We start from the raw sequence: 17,904 nt of genomic DNA, 5'->3' as shown, positions 1-17,904 counted from the left end.
CGTCGCCGGCACCCGTACCCTGAGGGTCAGCGGCGGGACAGGAGGCGGCGGATGGACACACCCGCACCATCTGAGCCCGAACGGCCTGCGACAGCGTCCGCCACACCGTCACGACGGTCCTTCATCCGCTGCCTCGGTGTCGCCGCTGCCGGCGCTGCCGGCATCGGGCTGGGGGGTGTGGCGGTGTACAACCGGCTAACCGCTCTCCCCGTACCCACGTTTCCTCCGCCGACCGCAAGCCCGGCTCAGGCCTTCGACCACCTGATCGTGGTGATGTTCGAGAACCGGTCCTTCGACAACATCCTCGGCTGGCTCTACCCACTAAACGAGGTGCCCGCCGGTGCCCGCTTCGCCGGCCTGCATCAGGGCACCTACAGCAACCCCGTTCCCGGCGGCAACGAGGTCGTACCCGCCCACGTGTACACCGGACCGACCGACAGGATCATGTCCAGTCCGATCCCCGACCCGGGCGAAGCGTACCCGCACGTCAACACGCAGCTGTTCGGCACCGTAGACCCGCCCTCCAACGCGGACCTGACCGCGAACCGGATGAGCGCCCCTGTCCCGCGTCAAGTATTTGGCAGGATTTCTTCTCTTTCGAAGTTGGGGATGGTGGGGTCGGCAAGGCCCAGGTGCACGTCCATCGGCCGGTTCCAGGCGATCGCCTCGTGAGGACGGATCTCGTTGTATTCGATCCGGTAGTCCTCAGCGCGTTCGACGAGCGTCATCGCGTCGGGGATCTCGTCGAGGAACAGCCGCTCGTACTTCAGCGTCCCGAACCCGCGTTCGCGTGACCCGTTCTGCCCGGGCGATTTCACCCGAGTGCGGACGTGCCGCAGCTCGGGGTGACGCAAGATGAACAACTCGAAGTTCATCGACCGGAACGGGCCACCATTGTCAGTCACGAGGGTCACGACCGGCAGCAGCTCGCCGGTCTCCGGGTCGACCTGACACTGATCAACGAGGGGGTGCCCGAACATGCGCTCGTAGTCGGTCAGGGCGAGCTCGACGGCGGCGATCGCGTCATGCTGGTTCGCCGTGGGCGAGGTATGGAAGGGGTGCTCGACCTTGGAGAACCAATCCCGGCACCCCGCGATCCGCCACGTCCCACCCTGGGTGGTCTCGAACTCGCTGAAGTCCAGCTGCCACACCTGGTTCGGGCCCGTCGGGTTCCTCGCGAACGCCGCCTTACGGTCTCTCGCGAGCTCACGGCGCTGCTTCTGATACTCCGACGGCAGGATCAGCCCGTCATCGCGCAGCAGGCGCAGCACGGTCGCCTGCGACACCCGGTGCCCGTCGTGGCGGGTCATCGCCCAGATCTTCCGATGACCCCACGCCGGATGCGCCAGCGCGTGCTTGGTCGCGAGCGGCCTGGCCGCGTCCCGCGCGGGCTGCGGCCACGGACCCTTCGGCGGGCGATCCGCTCTCGCTTTGGCCTGCCAGCGGCGATACGAACGCTCGGGCACGCCCGTCAGCTTGCAGAACCTCGACGTCGGCATGCCCGCCTCCAAACGGATCACCTCGAGGTCCTCGAAGGGCCCAGCCGGCCCTCCGCGCTCTTCTTCCACACCCGGATCTCGACCGCCGCCTCACCGAGGGCCTGCGTCAACTCCGCGACCTCATCCTCGAGCTGCTGCTCCCGGGTCGAGGGTTTGGACTTGCCCGCCTCGATGCCGGCCTTGCCGCCCTCGAGGAACTGGCGCTTCCAGTTCCCGATCGCTTGCTCGGACACCTTCTCGCGGCGGGCGGCTTCGGCGATCGTGATCTCGCCTTGCAACACGGACAACACGATGCGGAGCTTCTTCTCTACCGGGATCGTCGGGGGACGACTCATGCTTCAGACCTCTCAGCTGGGGCGTTGCATCAGCAACTAACTACCCCTGCCAAACATTCTGACGCGCGACACCCCGTACAACGCCCCGCCCAAGGGGGCTACCCCGACGATGGCGGGGTTCGTGCAGGACTACATCACCAACTTCCAGCGACTCTCCGGAGGTGTGCCGCCCACCCCGGACGAGTACGCGGTCGCGATGGGCGGATTCTCACCCGACATGCTGCCGGTGTTCTCCACGCTCGCCAAGAACTTCGCGGTGTTCGATCACTGGTACGCGGCGGTGCCCTCGCAAACGTTCTGCAACCGGTCCTTCTTCCACGCCGGCACGTCCAACGGGTTCGTCACCAACCGGGGCGGCGGCGACTACGGTAAATGGTTCGACGGCGCCGTATCAGCACCCACGATCTTCAACCGGCTCCAAGACGAGGGACTGTCCTGGCGGGTCTACTACGACGCCGCGCAACTGGTCTCCCTCACCGGGGTCCTCCACGCCAACGCCACCCAGAAGTACTGGAAGACCAACTTCCGCACGATGGAGCAGTTCTACCTCGACGTCGCAAACGGGACACTTCCGTCTTACGCGTTCATCGAACCGCGCATGATCTTCAACCACAACGACATGCACCCCTGGGCTGACCCCGTTTCGTAGGTCCAGTCGTTATGAGAGTCGTCCTGTTGTCCGCGGTCGCGGGCAGGGAGACTGGTCAGATCATGACGAACAGCAGGAAGCGTCACACCCCGGAGCAGGTCGTCCGTAAGCTCGGGCAGGCCGACAGGATGCTCGCCGACGGTCAGGACGTCGCGGCGGTGTGCCGGGAGCTCGTGGTGTCCGAGCAGACGTACTACCGGTGGCGGAACCAGTACGGCGGCCTCAAGGCCGACGACGCAAAGCGCCTGAAGGAGCTGGAGAAGCAGAATGCGACCCTGAAGCGTCTGCTCGCGGAAGCGGAGCTGGAGAAGGCCGCGCTCAAGGAGCTGGCTGAGGGAAACTTCTAAGCCCGGACAGGCGCCGCGCCGCCGTCGATCACCTCAAGCGCAAGCTGCGGGTGAGCGAACGGATGGCGTGCCGTCTGGTCGGGCTGAGCCGCTCCGCGTATCGGCGACCGCTCAAGGGCGACACGGTCGCGGACCCGGATCGGGCGTTCAGGGAGTGGCTGCGCGCCTGGGCGAAGGACCATCCCCGCTACGGGTACCGGCGGGCGTATCACGACGCCCGCGCCGAGGGGTGGGTGGTGAACCACAAGAAGATCCAACGCCTGTGGCGTGACGAAGGGCTCCGGGTCCCGCAGCGGCGTCGACGCAAGCGCGTCGGGTCCTCGACCGTCGACGCGCCGACGGCGGACGCGCCGAACGTGGTGTGGGCGGTGGACTTTCAGTTCGACGCCGACGAGCACGGCCGACCGATCAAGATCTGCTCGATCGTCGACGAACACACCCGGGAGTGCATCGGCGGCCTCGTGGAGCGCTCGATTACCGCCGACCGACTCACCGCCCACCTCGAGGACCTCGTCGCCGCCCGGGGCGCCCCGGCGGTGCTCAGGTCGGACAACGGGCCGGAGTTCATCAGCGAGGCGATGGCCGACTGGGCCGGCACCCGCACCGGCCTGTCCTACATCCCTCCGGGCTCGCCGTGGCGCAACGGGTACGTCGAGTCGTTCAACAGCCGGATCCGCGACGAGTGCCTCAACATCAACAGCTTCTACTCGCTGCTGCACGCGCAGGTCATCATCGGCGACTGGAAGGACGAGTACAACCACCACCGCCGGCACTCCTCGCTCGGCTACCTACCCCCAGCCGAGTACGCTCGACAGTGCACCCATCAATTGGAAACCGACGACTCACAGAACGTCCGGACCGAATGAAGGGGGCGGCTCACCCCCCGTACGGGGATCTCCGCGTCGGCGACAACGGCGAAGGCGCCACCGTCACCAACGCTGCCGTCTCCGACGTTCGGGCCGGCGAGCAACTGCTCCACGAGCTGTATACCGCGCTCCGTAGCGCCGCGAGCCCCACCGGGTCCAACACGACCAACACCTCGATGCTGATCACTTTCGATGAGCACGGAGGCACCTACGACCACGTTCCGCCGCCATCCGCCGTGCCGCCAGGTACCGGAGAAACAAGTGAGATGGGCTTCGCGTTCGACCGGCTGGGCTGCCGTGTCCCTGCGGTCCTGATCTCCGCCTGGACGGCGCCGAACACCATCCTCAACGACCCCAAGCATCACTCGTCACTCGTGTCGACCCTCTCCCGTCAGCACGGACTGTCGCCTCTGACAGCTCGCGATGTCGACGCGCCCAACATGTTCGATGCCATCAATCTGACAACCCCACGGTCTGCTGCCCAATGGCCACAAACAACACCCGCCGATGTGCCCATCGACAACGACGGGGAACTCGACCCCAAAGCGGAGGCCAACAAAACCAAGAAGCTGAGCAACCCAGCCCAGGGTCTCCTCGGCCTGCTGATCGCCAAATTCAGTGACCCCAGCGCTCCCGTCCCGGACAGCTACGAGGATGCCTACGACGCGCTGACCGAACTAGGCGGGGGCCTGTTCGGCACAACCGACCCAGCCTGACCGTCTCCCCCCACGGAGCTGGGGCAGATCCGTACGCGACCAGGGCGAATCGGCGCCCCATGGACCGCCGACTCCGAGACCGCTGCCGGCATGGTGAGATCTCCCCGCCCCGGATCTACCGCGACAGAACCACCGAAGGCCTGAGCCGCACAGTTGCTACGGCGCCCCACACCAGCAGCGCGACCGCTGCGCCCAGGAGCGCACCACCGATGGTGTCGGTGAGCCAGTGGGCCTCGAGGAAGGTGCGGCTCCAGGCCATCACCACCACCCACCCCGCCGCGAGAAGCCAGATCAACTGCCGGCGCAGCAGGAGCGCGACGATGATAACCAGGGTCGCTGCCAGAGTCGTGTGCCCGGAAGGGTAGGACGTGAGGCCGATCACTGTGAGCGAGTCAGCTGGACGTGGGCGGGCCAAGCTGACTTTCAGCACCGTCGTCACAGCCTGAGAGGCCAGCAGTGTCAGGACCACCGTCAAGGCACTCCACGGCCGTTTGCTGACAAGGAATCCGACTACCACGGCCAGGCCGGTCACGATCATCGGGAAGACGCCACCGATGCTCTCCAGCGAGTGGGCGAGGATCAGGCCCAGATCGGTCCGCCACGCCCGCATGAGATCGTGCCACCACGTGTCCACCGGCAGCGGGCCGTTCCCAGAGACAGAGATCCACACCCCGAGAAGGACCGCCGCGCCCAGTCCAGCGAGCCCCAGCCAGAGCGCGAGCCGCCGCGGCGGCCCGGTCCCCTCCCCCTCGGGCATGGGGGCGGCGAGATGCCGGTCAGCAGTCAGGTTCACCGGTTGCCCCCTGCTGCTCCTCGCTCGTGCGTCGTGCTCGACGTGCGCTGCGCACGATCAGCCACAGCACGGCGCCGCCGAGCCCCGCGTAGACGACGTAGTTGAGGTAGGTGGAGTAGCGGTCGATCAGCTCGTACTGTGTGCCGAGCGCGGCGCCCAACCCGATAAGAAGTGCGTTCCACACCGCGCTGCCCGCGAGTGTAAAAACCGAGAAGGTGAGCAGCGGCATCCGGGCGGCGCCGGCCGGGAGAGAGATCATGCTCCGTACCCCCGGGATCAGGCGCCCGAAAAAGACCGCGGCCCTGCCATGCCGGGAGAACCAGCCGGCGGCGCGTTCGAAGTCTTCGCGGTCCACCAGCGGGAGCTTTGACAGCCAGATGATGGACCGTTCCATGCCGACCCATGCTCCGAGCCCGTAAAGGATCAGGCCGCCCACATAGGCGCCAAGGGTGCTGGTCACCACCAGAAGCAGGACATTCATCGACCCCTGCTGGGTGAGATAACCGGCCATCGGCAGGACGATCTCGCTGGGGATCGGCGGGAACACCGTCTCAATGAGCGTAAAGAGCCCCACCCCCCATTCCCCGACCCGGTCGATCAGGGCGGCGGCGAACCCGACAATGCCGCCGAGACTGGCGGAGTCGGGGGCAGCGGACAGAGGAACAAGGTACATGCAGCATCCTCCGTTGACGATCTCGTCGACGGGATCGAGGGGCCGCGACGAGTATCCCTTTCACCGTATACCGTATGAAGCTCCGCTGGCTATCCGGGGTCACCAAAGCGCCACTGTCTGAGAGAACGCTCAGACACCCGGGCGCCGTGGCAGGGCCCGGGGTCGGCGGGGGCATTGGGTACCCCCGGCTAGATGCAGACCAGCCGACCCCAGTCGGCGACACCGACCAATCACAGAACGCCGCCGCGGAGAGCCAAAGTCCACACTTCTTGGCGCTGGCACCGACGGCATCCTGTGGGCACAGGACGACAGCGGTAGCTGGCAGAAATTGGAATCACTGCGAGGCGCCGTGCAGGCCCTCACTGTCGTCGACGAGCGCATCATCCTCGTCGACGACCGCGGCATCGTCGAGATCTCCACCGACGGCACGACCGTCCTCAGCCCCGCCCAGTAACAACTCATGGACCAGCCCAAGACCCCGTTTCGGAATCTCACGTTCTTCATCACCGCTGCGACGATCGCCGTCGTCCTCCTCGCCACTGCCAGTTTCCTCGCGATTGGAGCGATCTTCCGATGACCCGCGCCGGATCCCACCCGCCTTTCGATCCTGTGCGGACGCACCGACGGCTCGTTCGCCTCGGGTACATGCTCCTGGTCACGGGGCCGGTCCTTGCACTGGCACACCTGGTGAGCGACACGCAGTCGACCGATGCTGCCTGGTGGACCTACACGGTAGCCAGCTACGACGTCGCCGTGATCATCGTCATCGTTGCCGTAGCACTGATCCTGCGAACGCCCCCTCACCCGCCGACCGGAACGGAACAACGAGACACCGCACCGTGAGCGTTGCCACGCTGGCCACAGCGGGAGCTACCATACCCTCCTGGGGTATTCAACGGGGTCCCCGAGACGACACCACAGTCATATTTTGGAGGGTCGAAGACGACGAGAGGACTCGATCATGACTGTCGCAGCAGCGATGCTCCGCACCTATCCGAAGGACCTCGGCCAGGTAGACCAGGAGGCGCTCGTGGACTGCATAGAGGCCTGCCTCGAATGCGCCCAATCGTGCACCGCCTGCGCCGACGCGTGTCTGAGCGAAGAGATGGTCGCAGAGCTCACAAAGTGCATCCGCACAAACCTGGACTGCGCGGACCTCTGCGAAACCACCGCGCGCATCCTGTCCCGACACACCGGCTACGACGCCAACCTCACCCGATCAGCCCTCGAAGCGTGCCGCACAGCATGCGCAAGCTGCGCCGATGAGTGCGAGAAGCACACGATGCACGAACACTGCGCCGTGTGCGCGGCGGCCTGCCGACGATGCGAAGAGGCGTGCGCCACGCTCCTCGCAACCCTCTGATAGCCGCGCTCGCTAACAACGCGACGCGCAATCAATCCGGACGAACAGGTGAAGCATATGTCGCAGAACGCACACGAAGGAAGCGAACGACAAGCGGAGGATAAGAAGCACAGCTCGCTGAAGATGTACCTGCGATTCGCGGCGATGATCCTCACCGGCATGGTCGTGATGTACTGGACGATGTTCGCCGGAGTGTGGGAATGGGGACACATCCGCTTCAGCGAAAGCCGCGTCTTCATGGCCCTCACCATGGGCGGCGCCATGGGCCTCGTCATGCTCGCCTGGATGCTGAACATGTACAAGAACACCAAGGCAAACGTCGCCGTCGTCACCATCAGTCTGCTGCTGCTCGGAGGCGGTGTGGCCCTCGACCGAACCCAGATCACTGTCGACGACACCGCGTACATGCGCGCGATGATCCCCCACCACTCGGTGGCGATCACCAGATCGGAGCGAGCTCAGATTCAGGACATCCGCGTCTGCGAACTCGCCGTCGAGATCAGCGAAGCTCAACGCCGAGAGATCCTCGAAATGGACTGGCTAATCGATGACATAGAACGCAACGGACTCGCCGCGACACCCGAGGACGCGCAGAATCGTCCCGTCCCTGACTTTGACCGGGCGGCCGATCGTGAATGTCCCCAGAACGAATGACGATGTCTTTCGCCACCTTCCAATCCGAGTCGCCGGCTGCGAAACGTTGCCGAGGCGCCGTACAGGGTCAATTGCGCAAGCCTGGGTAGTCCGACCAGGTCCCACCGGCCTTGTTCTTGTGACGGTCTGCGGTGTGGTTGCCGATTCCGATGACGTCGGCAACCACCGCCGCGGGCATCCTCATCGCCAGGAGGTTCATCCGTGTTTCGCGTGAGACGCGTGTGCGGATCCCGATCTCCGTCAGGCGCAGCCGGATGTAGGCCGCGGTCATGTGCCGACCGGGTGAGAGTCCCTCGAACAGCCAGTCTGAGTCCCCTGCGGCATAGCCTCGTCGGGGTGGCGCGGAGAGTTGTCTGCGAACGAGGTTGCCGACTGCGTCGTCGAGCACGACAGGGGTGACGCCGAACCGCACGGTCACGCGCTCCGTGGTGGCGTCGATCTGATCGCGAGTCATGCTGACGGCGCGGCCGAGAATCTGGGCATAGAGCAGCACGAAGAGGCCGGCGACGCGCACGTCAAGTTCGACGCCCTCATCATCGAGGAGAACGTCGATGGCATGCCATAGCTCCTCTTCTGTCATGTTCGACGTCGTGTTCCGGGCAGCGCGGACGTTTGTGCTGAGATCGCCAGCCAATCGTAATCGGGTCGCCCAGCGCACGAAGTGCTCCACAGGTTCCCGTGTTCTCACGCGGGCGATGTAACGGTCGAACGTGCGCTGATCCAGATCGCCGACGGTCAGATCCCTGGCATCCAACCAGGCCAGAAACCGGACGACCGCAGCGAGATGGCCGCGCTGCCCGTGGAAGGCTTCCAAGGACAGGTCGCGATCGTGGTCTCGGTATCGGCGATGCAGTTTCGGCAGTATCGCCCACCTGTAGAAGCGTCGAAGCTTGTTTCCAGTGGGGCGCTCGAGCGTCGCCGCCAGGGCGGCGACGTGCAGCGTGAGCTCGTGCTGAAACACGTGGATCTGCGGCAGAGTTCCGGCCTCGATGAGCAGACGCCGGAAGTAGCGCGTCGACGCGCGTTGTGGCAGAAGGTCAAGCGCCGACTGGTCGAGAGGTAGTGCACCCGTTGCCATGCCCCTCAGCGTCTCGGTCACATGCGGTCGTCGTAGCCAGCGGACAATCGAGCGCGGGTCCATTGGAGCCTTTGCAAGGTGTTCGCGGAGCCTGGTCAGCTCGGCCGGCGCCTCTGCCGCGGTGCCGATGAGCTCGTCCAGACGTGCCTGCAGCCTGCAGCGGCCGCACTGAGTTCCGGTCAGGAACTCCTCACTACCACATGTGCGGCACGCGAATCGGGGCGATTGGCCGGCGCAGGTCGCGCAAGTAATCACACCTTCATCGGTGATGAATGCAAGGACCCGGGTTTTCCCGCACGAGGGGCACTCAGCTGGGTTTCGCCGGAGGGCGCTGTAACAGACATTGCAGATCTGCATACCGAGCAGGGAGTACAACCCCACGGCTGAACGCCCGCAACGGTCGCAGGTCCGCGACGGTGACGCAGTCGTCATCGGCCGGGATCGGCGGGACGATGAAGTCGTGCGCGCACCGGACGCAGATCCCCGATCGCGTTGTCATGCCCTCGTCCGGTACCAGTCTTCCTGGCCGCCGCCGGCTGTGCCGTCACGGTGATGAGATCATTGGGCTGGCACCTGAAGATGCGGCACAGCGCGGCCAACACTTCGACGTTCAATCGCTCCGGGGCTTTGGTAACGAGTCGATACACCTGTTCGCGGGACAGCACGACGCCCTGTTCACGCAGCGGCGCGAGGAGCTCGGTGGTCTGGAACATCCCGGCCTCAGCCATCACGGCACGCAGGTGCCAGTCGATGGGCCCCGTGGACTCATGTGTCATCGCGGTTCTCCGTTCTCCTCTTCAGCGCATCGGCGAGCACCCGGTTCTTATAGTCGTCCCCAACGGACGTGTAGATCGCCGTCGTCGAGGCAAACGTGTGACCCACCTGATCCTGCACGAACCTCTCGCTGTAGCCCCACTCGATGAGGTTCGTCACATAGGTGTGCCGCAGCGAATGCAGAGTCAGCTCCTCCGGAAGCCCCGCTTCATCGCGCAGCTCGGCGAAACGGTCGTTCAAATAACGGCCGCTGATTCTCGTCCTGCGCTCCGTCGGCCAGAGGATGTTCGTCTCCCAATCGCCAGTCATCCGCGGTCGAGCCTGATCCGTCCAATGACCGAGGCCATCCACGATCCAGTCGAACTCGGGCAGAGTCAGAACGGTCCGTCGCTTCGGGCCAGTGCCTCGGCTACCTTTCCCGTTCCGGACGTAGACAGCTCCGAAGCTGCCGAACTGCGGCGTCACCGGGTTCGACCGCAGATCCGCGACGTCGAGCCCGATGCACTCGGAACGCCTCAGCCCAAACGCGTAGATGGTCTTGAACATCTGCGTGTTCCTGAGCGCAGCAAGCGCGCCCTTCCTCTTGGCCTGAACGATGGCCCCGACTCGAGCATCCGCGGCGTCGAAGAACTGCTCCAGTTCGTCGAACGTGAGAGCACGCCGTCCTGGACGCCCTTCGTAGTCCACCAGGTGGGCGATCGAGTTCCAGTCGTGGCAGATCTGCTCTGGAGCAGACCCGAAACGAGCGATGCACTCCGTCTGCCATCCGTAGCGCGGGTCAGTGAGGAAGTCGCAGAACAGGCGGACGTTCGTCTGATAGCTACGAAGCGTCGACCTCAGCAACACCGTCGATCCAGACCGTCCGCGACTCGTGAAACCCTCAATGTCCCGCGGCTGCCACTGCCACGGATAGGTCGCGCAGTAGTCGGTGAAGCGCTCGATGAAACGCCGACGTCGTTCAATAGTCACCGCAAGCAAACCGCGGCTTGCCTGCTGATCGGCCCAACCGTCCAGCATCGACTCGAAGACGTACTTGCCCTCGTCAAGGGCCACGACATTTCCTGTCAACCGCAGCGAAACTCGCCGATCATCACTTGAACCAGAACGCACACCCTTATGTTGCATCAGCTGCATCATTGTTGCAACTGTCAATGTTCGATCAGACTTGCGGAGAGATGACTGAGGCGATTCCAGGATGCTCCCGGATCGATTTTGGCCGGAGAGGCGACTTACTCGTCAGGAAAGTGGCTCAGGCATGAGCTTTGGAAGGCTTGCCGCCCTCCCGGCGTTCGGCATGCAGCACCCCAGGACAACACCGCCTCCGCGTAGAAAGCGCCGTTCAACACGGAAATATCCAGTCGCTGTTGCATCAGGTGGCGATACTACTCACTCTGGCGTCGTTCGCGAATCGGCCGCACATGTGAGCGACCCTACGCCCGAGGTGGCGAGGACCGCTAAGTGTCGCCGAGTGCAGCGTTAATCGCCAAGCACTGCACTCGCCCCGTTCGGAGGCGGTTCCGAGCGCTCTTCGTAAACCTCCACGTCGTCGAGCACAAGTAGGATCGCGCTCGTGACCTCACCGGACCCAGTCGATCTCGCCCGCCGTCTCATCGCAGTCCTCGGCCCGACGCTCGTCTCGACGCTCGCTGGATCGCGCGATACGACAGCAGCGCTTGCATGGAGCGACGACGACAGCGCACGTCCAGACGCGGATGCGGTGCGTCGCCTCGAGTGCGCCGATGCGGTATGGCGTACCGTCAGCGACGCTGAAGGTGACCAGGTAGCGAGGCTGTGGTTCATCGGCGGCAACCCATTCCTCAGCGGCGATGACACCGTGATAACGGCGATCCGCGAGGGTCGGTTCAACGAGGTTGCCCGCGCCGCTCAGGCGCTGGTGGATGAATCCTTCTCGGGATAATCAGTTCGCGCGTTCGTCCTCAACCAGGGCCTGAAGGGCAGCATGCATCTCTGTTCGAGCGTCCTCGGGAGATAGCTCGCCGACGAGGATTCGCCGAGCACGATCGAGATCCGCTGCGGTGGGCTGGTGTCCTCCGAGCTGTTGTCCTTTCTTGACAAGAGCAAGAGCACGGGCGGCGTCTGATGAACTCAAAGGCTGCTGATCCATCCTCTTCCTCTGGTGGCTTGTCGGAGTGGCGTGTGAGGCGAATTTGAAGGGCACGGCTGTTCTGCACAGTCTGGTCTTGAGAAAGCGGCCGAACAACATCGTCCAGATATCCGTAGCCACACGGTAGCGGAGACGTAGCGTCGTGGTCGATGAGCGAAACAAGCCATGACCTGGGATTTCCGAGGGCTGTAGCTGGGTAGCTGGCTGCGGGGGTCGTCGTCAACGAGGGAGAGGTAGTCTGCTGCTGATCGCTACCGCGGCTGGGGGAGAGTCCCATTTCAGAGCTACAAAGCTACATTCCACGAAAAGCCGAGTTCAAGTTACAAATTTCCTGTAGCTGAGCGGTAGCGCGTCAGCGACCTTGCGCTACCGTCCGCTACATGCAACTAGCTCGCCTACATTACTTGCGCGCGTACCCGCTGAGGTATTGGCCGTGCTTCGGCATTGGCCAACGGCCTGCGAGCAGGCGAAGCCGTTCGTTCTCCAGGGAAGGATCCTCGTCCCAGTACTTCCTGTCCCAACGCCAACCGCCGACCATCTTGATGGCGTGCTTCAGCTGCTGAGCAAAGCCGTGCGCGGGCTTCACCCGGTCGACGCCGAGTGATGCTTGCTCGTTGACCCACCCGTCGTACAGGGCTTCGAGCAGTGAGTATGGAACGTAAGACGTGGTGAAGCGAGGCATAAACAGCAGTGCAAAGCACAGTATGTCGGCGTGCGCACCCTTTGTGAAGAACGGACCGTCGTGACCGGCGTGCCGAGGCCTCTGGCGATCTATGTGCCTGAGAAGACGACTCGTGCTGTTCTCAACTGCTGACACAGTTGCGATGTGAAGCTCCTGAAGCTGGGCACGCACGCTGATCGGACGCTCCGAAGGAGACTCGACGTCCATCCATTCGGCGACAGCCACCAGTGTTTCGCCGGCACTCCTATAGCTATTCACCACGTGCACGCTGATGGGGATGTCGTTCTCGCGAAGTCGCCTCACCGCCTTGAGCGTGGCTACGTCGACGCTCCCTGCGACCAGTTCCATCGTCTGGGTCTGATTCAAGGTCATGGGCATGGGCATGCCGAAGTGCTCCTCAAACGCTTCGGCGAGAGTGGGCCTCACTGATCCCTGCGACCGAGTACGGTTCCGCGTGTATTCCTCGAAGATTCGCTCCAACGCTGCGCGATCCAGGGTGTCAACCCATGCCGCGTACGCCACCAGCTGTCCGATAGCATCAGCCTTCGCGCGGCCTCTCTTGCACTCTGTTGTGATCGTCGAGCCCGTTGCCCTGAGCTTGAGTAGGTCGAGCACGTGACCGTCCGGCGTTCTCACTTGTCGGCCGATCGTCATAGCCTTCTCGCCGGTCAGCCCTGGTGTGGCCGCGACAAAATCTTCGAGATCCATTTCATACCTGAACTCAACGGGATGGAGCGGTTCGAGACTGCTCGTCGTGAGTCTCCAAAGCGAGTCAGGGCCAGCTATCCGGCGGGCACTCATGCCATGACTCCGAATGCCAGATCATCGCCAGGGTCCGGGGCTTGAACGCGAGGCTTGCTAGTTGTACTCATCCTCGGAATCTAGCGACGACCGCAGACATGCTCGTCGGCTGGACGCGATTCCGGTAGTGGGCTGATTGCACGGCTCGTCACACACAGATCTGGATGGTCTCCTGGTGGCCCCCGCATGGTCTCCACGAGGCCTTCCGGTGTCCACTACTCAGCGCAGCTGTTGGCCAGACGAGCCGGAGTGGCCTCTTCCAGGTCTCGAGGTGGCCAAGGAAAGGCCTGTTCGAAGCCGCGAAGAGACCGCCGCGGCCAGCTTGTATTCGGGTGTCCACTGTGAGGCCATTGCGAGGCCAGCTGGAGACCAAGGAGAGCCCATGGCCTACTTGCGAACGGAGAAGTTGCGAGCAGCGATACGCGACACTGAATTCTTAAACAAGCAATCGTCATCGCCACCGCTGTGCTTCGAGGATCGCCTCAAGCGCATCAACTCCGCCGCCAGCACGGAACCACTCCACCGGTGTGTGCTTGCCCTCAATCACCATCGTGTCCTGGGGCGTAGACATCAGTCCAGAGACCGAGATCCAGTGCTTCTTCCCGAGGAGCGCGATGATCTCGGTCAGGTGCGGCAAGACTTTGCCGGGAGACGACAGGCTGAACTGCCATCACGGGAAGCGGCGATGACCCGCGACATCGACGGCGTGGAGTCTCCCCGCGGTTACCAGGTCGTCGAATTCCTGATTGTTGAGATCCAAGAAGCCTCGTACGGCGTCGTCCGACATGCTTCGGTGCAGCCCCGCGACGAGGGTGTTCGCGGCCATGGCGGGTAACGAGCCCCGACGCACTCGTAGCTCGATGTCGTCGCATTCTTCGGGAGTGAACTCACCGGAGGTGATCAGGAAGTCGATCTCCTCGGGGGATAGCGACGGCTCGTCGACTATCGGGCGTTCGGCAAGAAGCGACTCGGTCAGCGCCCGGGCGATCTAGTTACCGTCCCCATTGAGGCGGGCGATCGCATCCTCCAACGCGCGCATCGCGTCTTCCGAGGGGCGAGGCATCAGGTGTGCAGTAGCTTTCGATCGGAATTCGCCTCTGGTCATTCGGCCAGCGTAGAAGTAGCCGCGGACGGAGGAGGAGCAGTCGCGCTCGGCTGCTCCTCCTCCGTGCGAGCTCTAGAGTTCGAGCGCGTCTCGAGGCTTTTCGACGTGAGTCGAAGCTGGCCCGAGCTTCGCTTTGATCTCGCTACGCATCTTGATCCGATCTGCTTCGAACCGCGTGCGAATCGGCTTCCCTGCAACGGTTGTCCTGTCAAGCCAGCGCTCGAAGAACGGCGGGAGGCTGTCGAGACGCTGATTGTTTAATGCCAAGCGATCGCGCTCGGCCGCAGCTTCTTCGCGAGCGCGTTCTGCCTTCAGGTGCGCTTCGCGTGCGCGCAATGATGAGGTTCTCGCCGCCGCAGCTTCATCGTCCGCTCTTGCTCGCGCGGCAGCAGCTTCCCGATGGCGCTCGGCGACCTGCGTCTCGCGTTCGGCGAGCTCCTTCTCTCGCTCATCCAGCACGGTGGAGCGCTTGGCGAGGCGCTTGTTTCTCTGCAGGCTCACGTCGAGCTCGAACTCGAGGGCACTCGCTGCATCACGTAGCCGGTCCGCCTTGGCCTGGAACTCGCTGCTGCTGAGGTGCTCTCGTGATCGTTCGGTAACTCGATACTCGACGTCGTAGCCTGCAGCGGCCACGGCGTCCCGTACTTCCCGGTGTTGCCGTTTGAGGTCCTCCGGCCCCTTGAAGAATTCCTTCTGGGCAAGCCTTCCGTCAGGCGTGATGGGGGTGATCATGAGCTGCAGCCCGGGATTCACCTCATCTAGGTGCATCGACATGCCAATGATGTTCTCCTCTCCGAACTCGCCACGCGCCCAGCGGATCGCAGCATGCGTGTACTCGGCTGCTCGACGATTCAACCCCTCCTCGCGCCAGTCGGGGTTGTACTGCTCGAACCACTTCGGATCAAGCTGGAGCACCACACCTCGGATGAGCACGGCATCCCTCCGCAGCGCGCGCTGGACCGTGCTGAGACGCTGCTGAAGATAGTCATCGAATTCGTCGCTCGGCGGTCGGCCTTCAACCGACTGGGGACGCCTGTAGCCACCGTTTCCGTCGTTTACAAAGGTGCTGTTCAGCTTGGTGCGGTCGGCCACGATGTTGGGGTTCGCCTGGGGGAAGTCGAAGCCGGCTGCTTGATCGACGTCTCTCGCGATGTGTCGGAAGAAGGCCTTGGCGTGCCCTCCGCGCCCCACTTTGTGGGAGACGTCATAGGTCATTGTGTAGCTCATGCTTCACTCCTTTCTGGGTGGCCGACACGAAGCCCCGCAGGGCCCCTGTCACTTCGGAGGAGCAGAGAGCACGCCGAAGTGTATGGGGCTACACCTTTTCTTGAGATCAAATCGCGCCGCACGCGCACCGACAAGCGCACGAGGGGGCGGGGTGCGAGTGAGCTCCGCCCCGGGGCTGAGCCGTCTGAGGCTCCATGATTTGTTCTGCCCGAGCAGGTGCGGTCCACGAAGGTCGGCTCCGTACTGCGCGGCTCACGTCGCGAGCGATGTCTTCGAGTAGAACATGCCGCCCAGTCACCGGGTGCGGTCTCGAGCGGTGCTGGCGCGAGTTCAGATTGCATGTCTTCCTTTCCTGGTTCGGGTAGCGGTGTGGCATCGGCCGCGCCGCTACCCGAACCTTCAGATGCTGAGGTGGTCTCTTCAGTCGTCGTCTTCGTCTGGGGTCGTGCCCGCACTCTGGGTACGCAGGAGGCCCTTGTAGTTCGTCTTGAGCGTTGGCAAGCAACGACGGTTGGGGTCGCTGCCCGAGTAGTTCGTGTTCATCCAGTCGGTAAGCCTGAGATCATCGATCAGGGGCTCGGGCGACGACATCCGTGTGCCGGGTCGGACCGAGGTGTTAGTGGGGGACCAAGCAGTTGACGACTTCAGATGCTCGCGGAGCGTCTCCGTGAACTGATTGAGTCCTTCGACAGTGCCACTCGGTTCGACGCGGCTATACCAGCCCTTGTAGGCGTCGTAGAGGAAGCTCCATGGCAGGAGGTCCCATACGAACTGATCCTCGTGTTCCTCCCACCAGCCGACGACCTTGTTGTTGGTTGTGAACCAGCGGTCGAGTGCCTGCTTCGACACAATCGGCTCGTCGAAGGCGGTGTGAGTCATCTGAAGAGCGCGCTTCAGGACGTAACCAAGCACCTCGGGATCTCGCAGGTACTTCAACTTGATGTCGACGTTCTCCGAGCCGCTGAAGTCCTTGGTCATCGGCACGAGAAGCATGCGGCGCTTCACGGATTTTGATTTGTCCTTGACACGCGGGCTTGTTTCATTGAGGCAATGCACCTCGATGCCGTTCCAGCGCATGTGAATCACGTCTTTACCTTTGAACTCGACCTGGAAGACGTCGCCAGTTACGCAGGCCTTCCAGTCGTCGGTCCTCGACGCGAAGGCGCCCACCGGATTCTCATCGACGAGGTTGACACTCCGAGTGATCAGGTCGCCCAGTCCGAACCTGTCGCCGAATCGAGCCAACGAGATGGAAGCGCAAGCGGCTTCGCCCACAAGATTGCGGAGGAGGCTCACCAGCGTGCCCTTGCCGCCGTTACCGTCAGTGCCCACGAGGAATACGGACTTGTTCCAGGGATGGTGTGGGCGCAGAGTCGCGCTCACCACCTGCCACAGCAGCTCGGGTATGCCCTCGTCGTCGGACAGGCTGTTGAACCACTCCTCGACTTCCCACTCCGTTCCGTCGCTCTGCTTGATACGGGGACTTTGCGCGGTGGGGTCGTAGTCACGCTGGATCTTGGACAGAAAGACCCACTCAGGTGAGAACTCTCGAAGTTCCTGCGTCGCGTGATCGAACACGCCGTTAGCTACCGGAATCAGACGAGGCTCCTGCGTGCGCATCACGATAGGGGCGTGCGTGCGCAACTTCCGGAGGGTCGATTCGACTCCGGCGTCGGTGAAGGACGGACGGAGTTCGCTGACCAGCTTCTTCAGTCTCGGCACGCTCGTGTTGTATAGGCCGCGGAGCGGTCCATCGTGCTCATAGATCGCCAGCACTCCGTTGTTCTCACCACCGTGTCCGCCAGTGAGGTCGACCGTCACAAGGCGATGCCGGGAGAGAAGGATCTGGATCACTGAGAACTCGTCGAGCCGATGCACGGGCGCAAGCGCCGGAGCAGATGAGTGCTTCCGCCCCATGTTCTCGAGCGCGATCTCTGCGTTAATTCGGGTCAGCGCACTGTCGCGCAGTTCCTGCGGAGAGACATACCTACGGTGCTGAATCGATTCCAGGTAGGTCGTGACTGCTCGTTCGGTGAGAGTCTCAACCGATGCGCGTGCGGGCTTAGGTCCGGAACGACCTGAGTCGCCGCTCGAATCCTGCTCCGGTTCCTCGATAGAATCGAAAGCGACGCCGCCAAGTGTCTCTTCCGCCTCAGTGTTTTCCGCGCTGGGGCGGATCTCGTCGGTGGTCACTTGCTGCGACCTCCAGAGAACAGG

20 protein-coding genes are annotated in these 17,904 nt (G+C 63.4%); 10 read left to right on the top strand and 10 right to left on the bottom strand.

From position 1 onward, the window contains the following. Window positions 1-51: 51 nt before the first annotated feature. Window positions 52-672 carry an alkaline phosphatase family protein gene (locus ACLFA2_RS00820; protein WP_426621865.1) on the top strand — a complete coding sequence of 207 codons (621 nt, stop codon included), beginning with the start codon at window positions 52-54 and terminating at the stop codon, window positions 670-672. On the opposite strand, the gene ACLFA2_RS00815 is transcribed toward ACLFA2_RS00820, so the two are convergent. Further along, window positions 570-1,520 (bottom strand): integrase core domain-containing protein, encoded by a 951-nt coding sequence (locus ACLFA2_RS00815; protein WP_195692784.1) that lies wholly within the window; start codon window positions 1,518-1,520, stop codon window positions 570-572. The genes ACLFA2_RS00820 and ACLFA2_RS00815 overlap by 103 nt on opposite strands. Beyond that, a complete protein-coding gene (locus ACLFA2_RS00810) occupies window positions 1,517-1,834 on the bottom strand; it encodes a helix-turn-helix domain-containing protein (RefSeq protein ID WP_195692783.1) in 318 nt (105 codons plus the stop codon). Before ACLFA2_RS00810 ends, ACLFA2_RS00815 begins: the two co-directional genes overlap by 4 nt. Before the next feature lie 109 nt (window positions 1,835-1,943). Here ACLFA2_RS00810 and ACLFA2_RS00805 point away from each other — a divergent pair, with 109 nt between their 5' ends. From ACLFA2_RS00805 to ACLFA2_RS00795, 3 genes are all read left to right on the top strand, one after another. Further along, the gene (locus ACLFA2_RS00805; protein ID WP_426621864.1) at window positions 1,944-2,483 is read left to right on the top strand and encodes an alkaline phosphatase family protein; all 540 of its coding nucleotides are present in this window, start codon (window positions 1,944-1,946) and stop codon (window positions 2,481-2,483) included. A 62-nt stretch (window positions 2,484-2,545) separates the two neighbouring features. Continuing rightward, a protein-coding gene (locus tag ACLFA2_RS00800; RefSeq protein WP_426621584.1) for an IS3 family transposase occupies window positions 2,546-3,696 on the top strand; the annotation gives its coding sequence in 2 pieces (ribosomal slippage) (window positions 2,546-2,816 and window positions 2,816-3,696; 1,152 coding nt in all). Then, window positions 3,693-4,412 carry an alkaline phosphatase family protein gene (locus ACLFA2_RS00795; RefSeq protein ID WP_426621863.1) on the top strand — a complete coding sequence of 240 codons (720 nt, stop codon included), beginning with the start codon at window positions 3,693-3,695 and terminating at the stop codon, window positions 4,410-4,412. The genes ACLFA2_RS00800 and ACLFA2_RS00795 overlap by 4 nt, the downstream gene beginning before the upstream one ends. 115 nt (window positions 4,413-4,527) lie before the next feature. On the opposite strand, the gene ACLFA2_RS00790 is transcribed toward ACLFA2_RS00795, so the two are convergent. Continuing rightward, window positions 4,528-5,205, bottom strand: a complete 678-nt coding sequence (locus tag ACLFA2_RS00790; RefSeq protein WP_363494963.1) for a phosphatase PAP2 family protein — start codon at window positions 5,203-5,205, stop codon at window positions 4,528-4,530. Beyond that, a complete protein-coding gene (locus ACLFA2_RS00785) occupies window positions 5,189-5,878 on the bottom strand; it encodes a DedA family protein (RefSeq protein ID WP_363494965.1) in 690 nt (229 codons plus the stop codon). Before ACLFA2_RS00785 ends, ACLFA2_RS00790 begins: the two co-directional genes overlap by 17 nt. Window positions 5,879-6,206: 328 nt before the next feature. Here ACLFA2_RS00785 and ACLFA2_RS00780 point away from each other — a divergent pair, with 328 nt between their 5' ends. From ACLFA2_RS00780 to ACLFA2_RS00765, 4 genes are all read left to right on the top strand, one after another. Beyond that, complete coding sequence (locus ACLFA2_RS00780; protein ID WP_426621862.1) at window positions 6,207-6,332, top strand: hypothetical protein; 126 nt, start codon at window positions 6,207-6,209, stop codon at window positions 6,330-6,332. Between the two features lie 191 nt (window positions 6,333-6,523). Continuing rightward, window positions 6,524-6,721 carry a hypothetical protein gene (locus ACLFA2_RS00775; protein ID WP_426621861.1) on the top strand — a complete coding sequence of 66 codons (198 nt, stop codon included), beginning with the start codon at window positions 6,524-6,526 and terminating at the stop codon, window positions 6,719-6,721. A gap of 118 nt (window positions 6,722-6,839) precedes the next feature. After that, window positions 6,840-7,241 (top strand): four-helix bundle copper-binding protein, encoded by a 402-nt coding sequence (locus ACLFA2_RS00770; protein WP_426621860.1) that lies wholly within the window; start codon window positions 6,840-6,842, stop codon window positions 7,239-7,241. A 144-nt stretch (window positions 7,242-7,385) separates the two neighbouring features. Further along, window positions 7,386-7,895 (top strand): DUF305 domain-containing protein, encoded by a 510-nt coding sequence (locus tag ACLFA2_RS00765; protein WP_426621859.1) that lies wholly within the window; start codon window positions 7,386-7,388, stop codon window positions 7,893-7,895. Between the two features lie 67 nt (window positions 7,896-7,962). On the opposite strand, the gene ACLFA2_RS00760 is transcribed toward ACLFA2_RS00765, so the two are convergent. The 3 genes from ACLFA2_RS00760 to ACLFA2_RS00750 all read right to left on the bottom strand — a co-directional run bounded on the left by ACLFA2_RS00760 (window position 7,963) and on the right by ACLFA2_RS00750 (window position 10,884). Beyond that, window positions 7,963-8,994: a hypothetical protein gene (locus ACLFA2_RS00760; protein WP_426621858.1), complete on the bottom strand. Its 1,032-nt coding sequence runs from the start codon at window positions 8,992-8,994 to the stop codon at window positions 7,963-7,965. A gap of 407 nt (window positions 8,995-9,401) precedes the next feature. Further along, complete coding sequence (locus ACLFA2_RS00755) at window positions 9,402-9,686, bottom strand: helix-turn-helix domain-containing protein (protein ID WP_426621857.1); 285 nt, start codon at window positions 9,684-9,686, stop codon at window positions 9,402-9,404. A 52-nt stretch (window positions 9,687-9,738) separates the two neighbouring features. Beyond that, window positions 9,739-10,884, bottom strand: coding sequence for a tyrosine-type recombinase/integrase (locus tag ACLFA2_RS00750; protein ID WP_426621856.1), 1,146 nt, complete (start codon window positions 10,882-10,884; stop codon window positions 9,739-9,741). Between the two features lie 433 nt (window positions 10,885-11,317). Between ACLFA2_RS00750 and ACLFA2_RS00745 the strand changes: the two genes are divergently transcribed. Next, window positions 11,318-11,665, top strand: a complete 348-nt coding sequence (locus tag ACLFA2_RS00745) for a hypothetical protein (RefSeq protein ID WP_426621855.1) — start codon at window positions 11,318-11,320, stop codon at window positions 11,663-11,665. A 607-nt stretch (window positions 11,666-12,272) separates the two neighbouring features. Here the strand turns inward: ACLFA2_RS00745 and ACLFA2_RS00740 are convergent. Further along, entirely contained in the window at window positions 12,273-13,355 is a 1,083-nt protein-coding gene (locus ACLFA2_RS00740) for a hypothetical protein (RefSeq protein WP_426621854.1), read from the bottom strand. A 382-nt stretch (window positions 13,356-13,737) separates the two neighbouring features. On the opposite strand from ACLFA2_RS00740, the gene ACLFA2_RS00735 reads away from it, so the two are divergent. After that, on the top strand, window positions 13,738-14,190 hold the full coding sequence (locus ACLFA2_RS00735) for a hypothetical protein (protein ID WP_426621853.1): 453 nt from the start codon (window positions 13,738-13,740) through the stop codon (window positions 14,188-14,190). Window positions 14,191-14,532: 342 nt separating this feature from the next. Here ACLFA2_RS00735 and ACLFA2_RS00730 read toward each other — a convergent pair whose 3' ends face one another. After that, a complete protein-coding gene (locus tag ACLFA2_RS00730) occupies window positions 14,533-15,687 on the bottom strand; it encodes a plasmid recombination protein (protein WP_426621852.1) in 1,155 nt (384 codons plus the stop codon). Between the two features lie 420 nt (window positions 15,688-16,107). Continuing rightward, window positions 16,108-17,880 (bottom strand): DNA primase family protein, encoded by a 1,773-nt coding sequence (locus tag ACLFA2_RS00725; RefSeq protein ID WP_426621851.1) that lies wholly within the window; start codon window positions 17,878-17,880, stop codon window positions 16,108-16,110. Window positions 17,881-17,904 lie beyond the last annotated feature (24 nt).

This window comes from Microbacterium sp. As-52 (assembly GCF_049949185.1).
Lineage (GTDB): Bacteria > Actinomycetota > Actinomycetes > Actinomycetales > Microbacteriaceae > Microbacterium > Microbacterium maritypicum_A.
This window is presented reverse-complemented; position numbering and strand designations above follow the sequence as displayed.

Bases quoted from the DNA above. Each gene is read 5' to 3' on its own strand.
- ACLFA2_RS00820 (WP_426621865.1), top strand. From the start codon at position 52: ATGGACACACCCGCACCATCTGAGCCCGAACGGCCTGCGACAGCGTCC.
- ACLFA2_RS00810 (WP_195692783.1), bottom strand. From the start codon at position 1,834: ATGAGTCGTCCCCCGACGATCCCGGTAGAGAAGAAGCTCCGCATCGTG.
- ACLFA2_RS00805 (WP_426621864.1), top strand. From the start codon at position 1,944: ATGGCGGGGTTCGTGCAGGACTACATCACCAACTTCCAGCGACTCTCC.
- ACLFA2_RS00795 (WP_426621863.1), top strand. From the start codon at position 3,693: ATGAAGGGGGCGGCTCACCCCCCGTACGGGGATCTCCGCGTCGGCGAC.
- ACLFA2_RS00785 (WP_363494965.1), bottom strand. From the start codon at position 5,878: ATGTACCTTGTTCCTCTGTCCGCTGCCCCCGACTCCGCCAGTCTCGGC.
- ACLFA2_RS00775 (WP_426621861.1), top strand. From the start codon at position 6,524: ATGCTCCTGGTCACGGGGCCGGTCCTTGCACTGGCACACCTGGTGAGC.
- ACLFA2_RS00770 (WP_426621860.1), top strand. From the start codon at position 6,840: ATGACTGTCGCAGCAGCGATGCTCCGCACCTATCCGAAGGACCTCGGC.
- ACLFA2_RS00765 (WP_426621859.1), top strand. From the start codon at position 7,386: ATGATCCTCACCGGCATGGTCGTGATGTACTGGACGATGTTCGCCGGA.
- ACLFA2_RS00755 (WP_426621857.1), bottom strand. From the start codon at position 9,686: ATGTTCCAGACCACCGAGCTCCTCGCGCCGCTGCGTGAACAGGGCGTC.
- ACLFA2_RS00750 (WP_426621856.1), bottom strand. From the start codon at position 10,884: ATGATGCAGCTGATGCAACATAAGGGTGTGCGTTCTGGTTCAAGTGAT.
- ACLFA2_RS00740 (WP_426621854.1), bottom strand. From the start codon at position 13,355: ATGAGTGCCCGCCGGATAGCTGGCCCTGACTCGCTTTGGAGACTCACG.
- ACLFA2_RS00735 (WP_426621853.1), top strand. From the start codon at position 13,738: ATGGCCTACTTGCGAACGGAGAAGTTGCGAGCAGCGATACGCGACACT.
- ACLFA2_RS00730 (WP_426621852.1), bottom strand. From the start codon at position 15,687: ATGAGCTACACAATGACCTATGACGTCTCCCACAAAGTGGGGCGCGGA.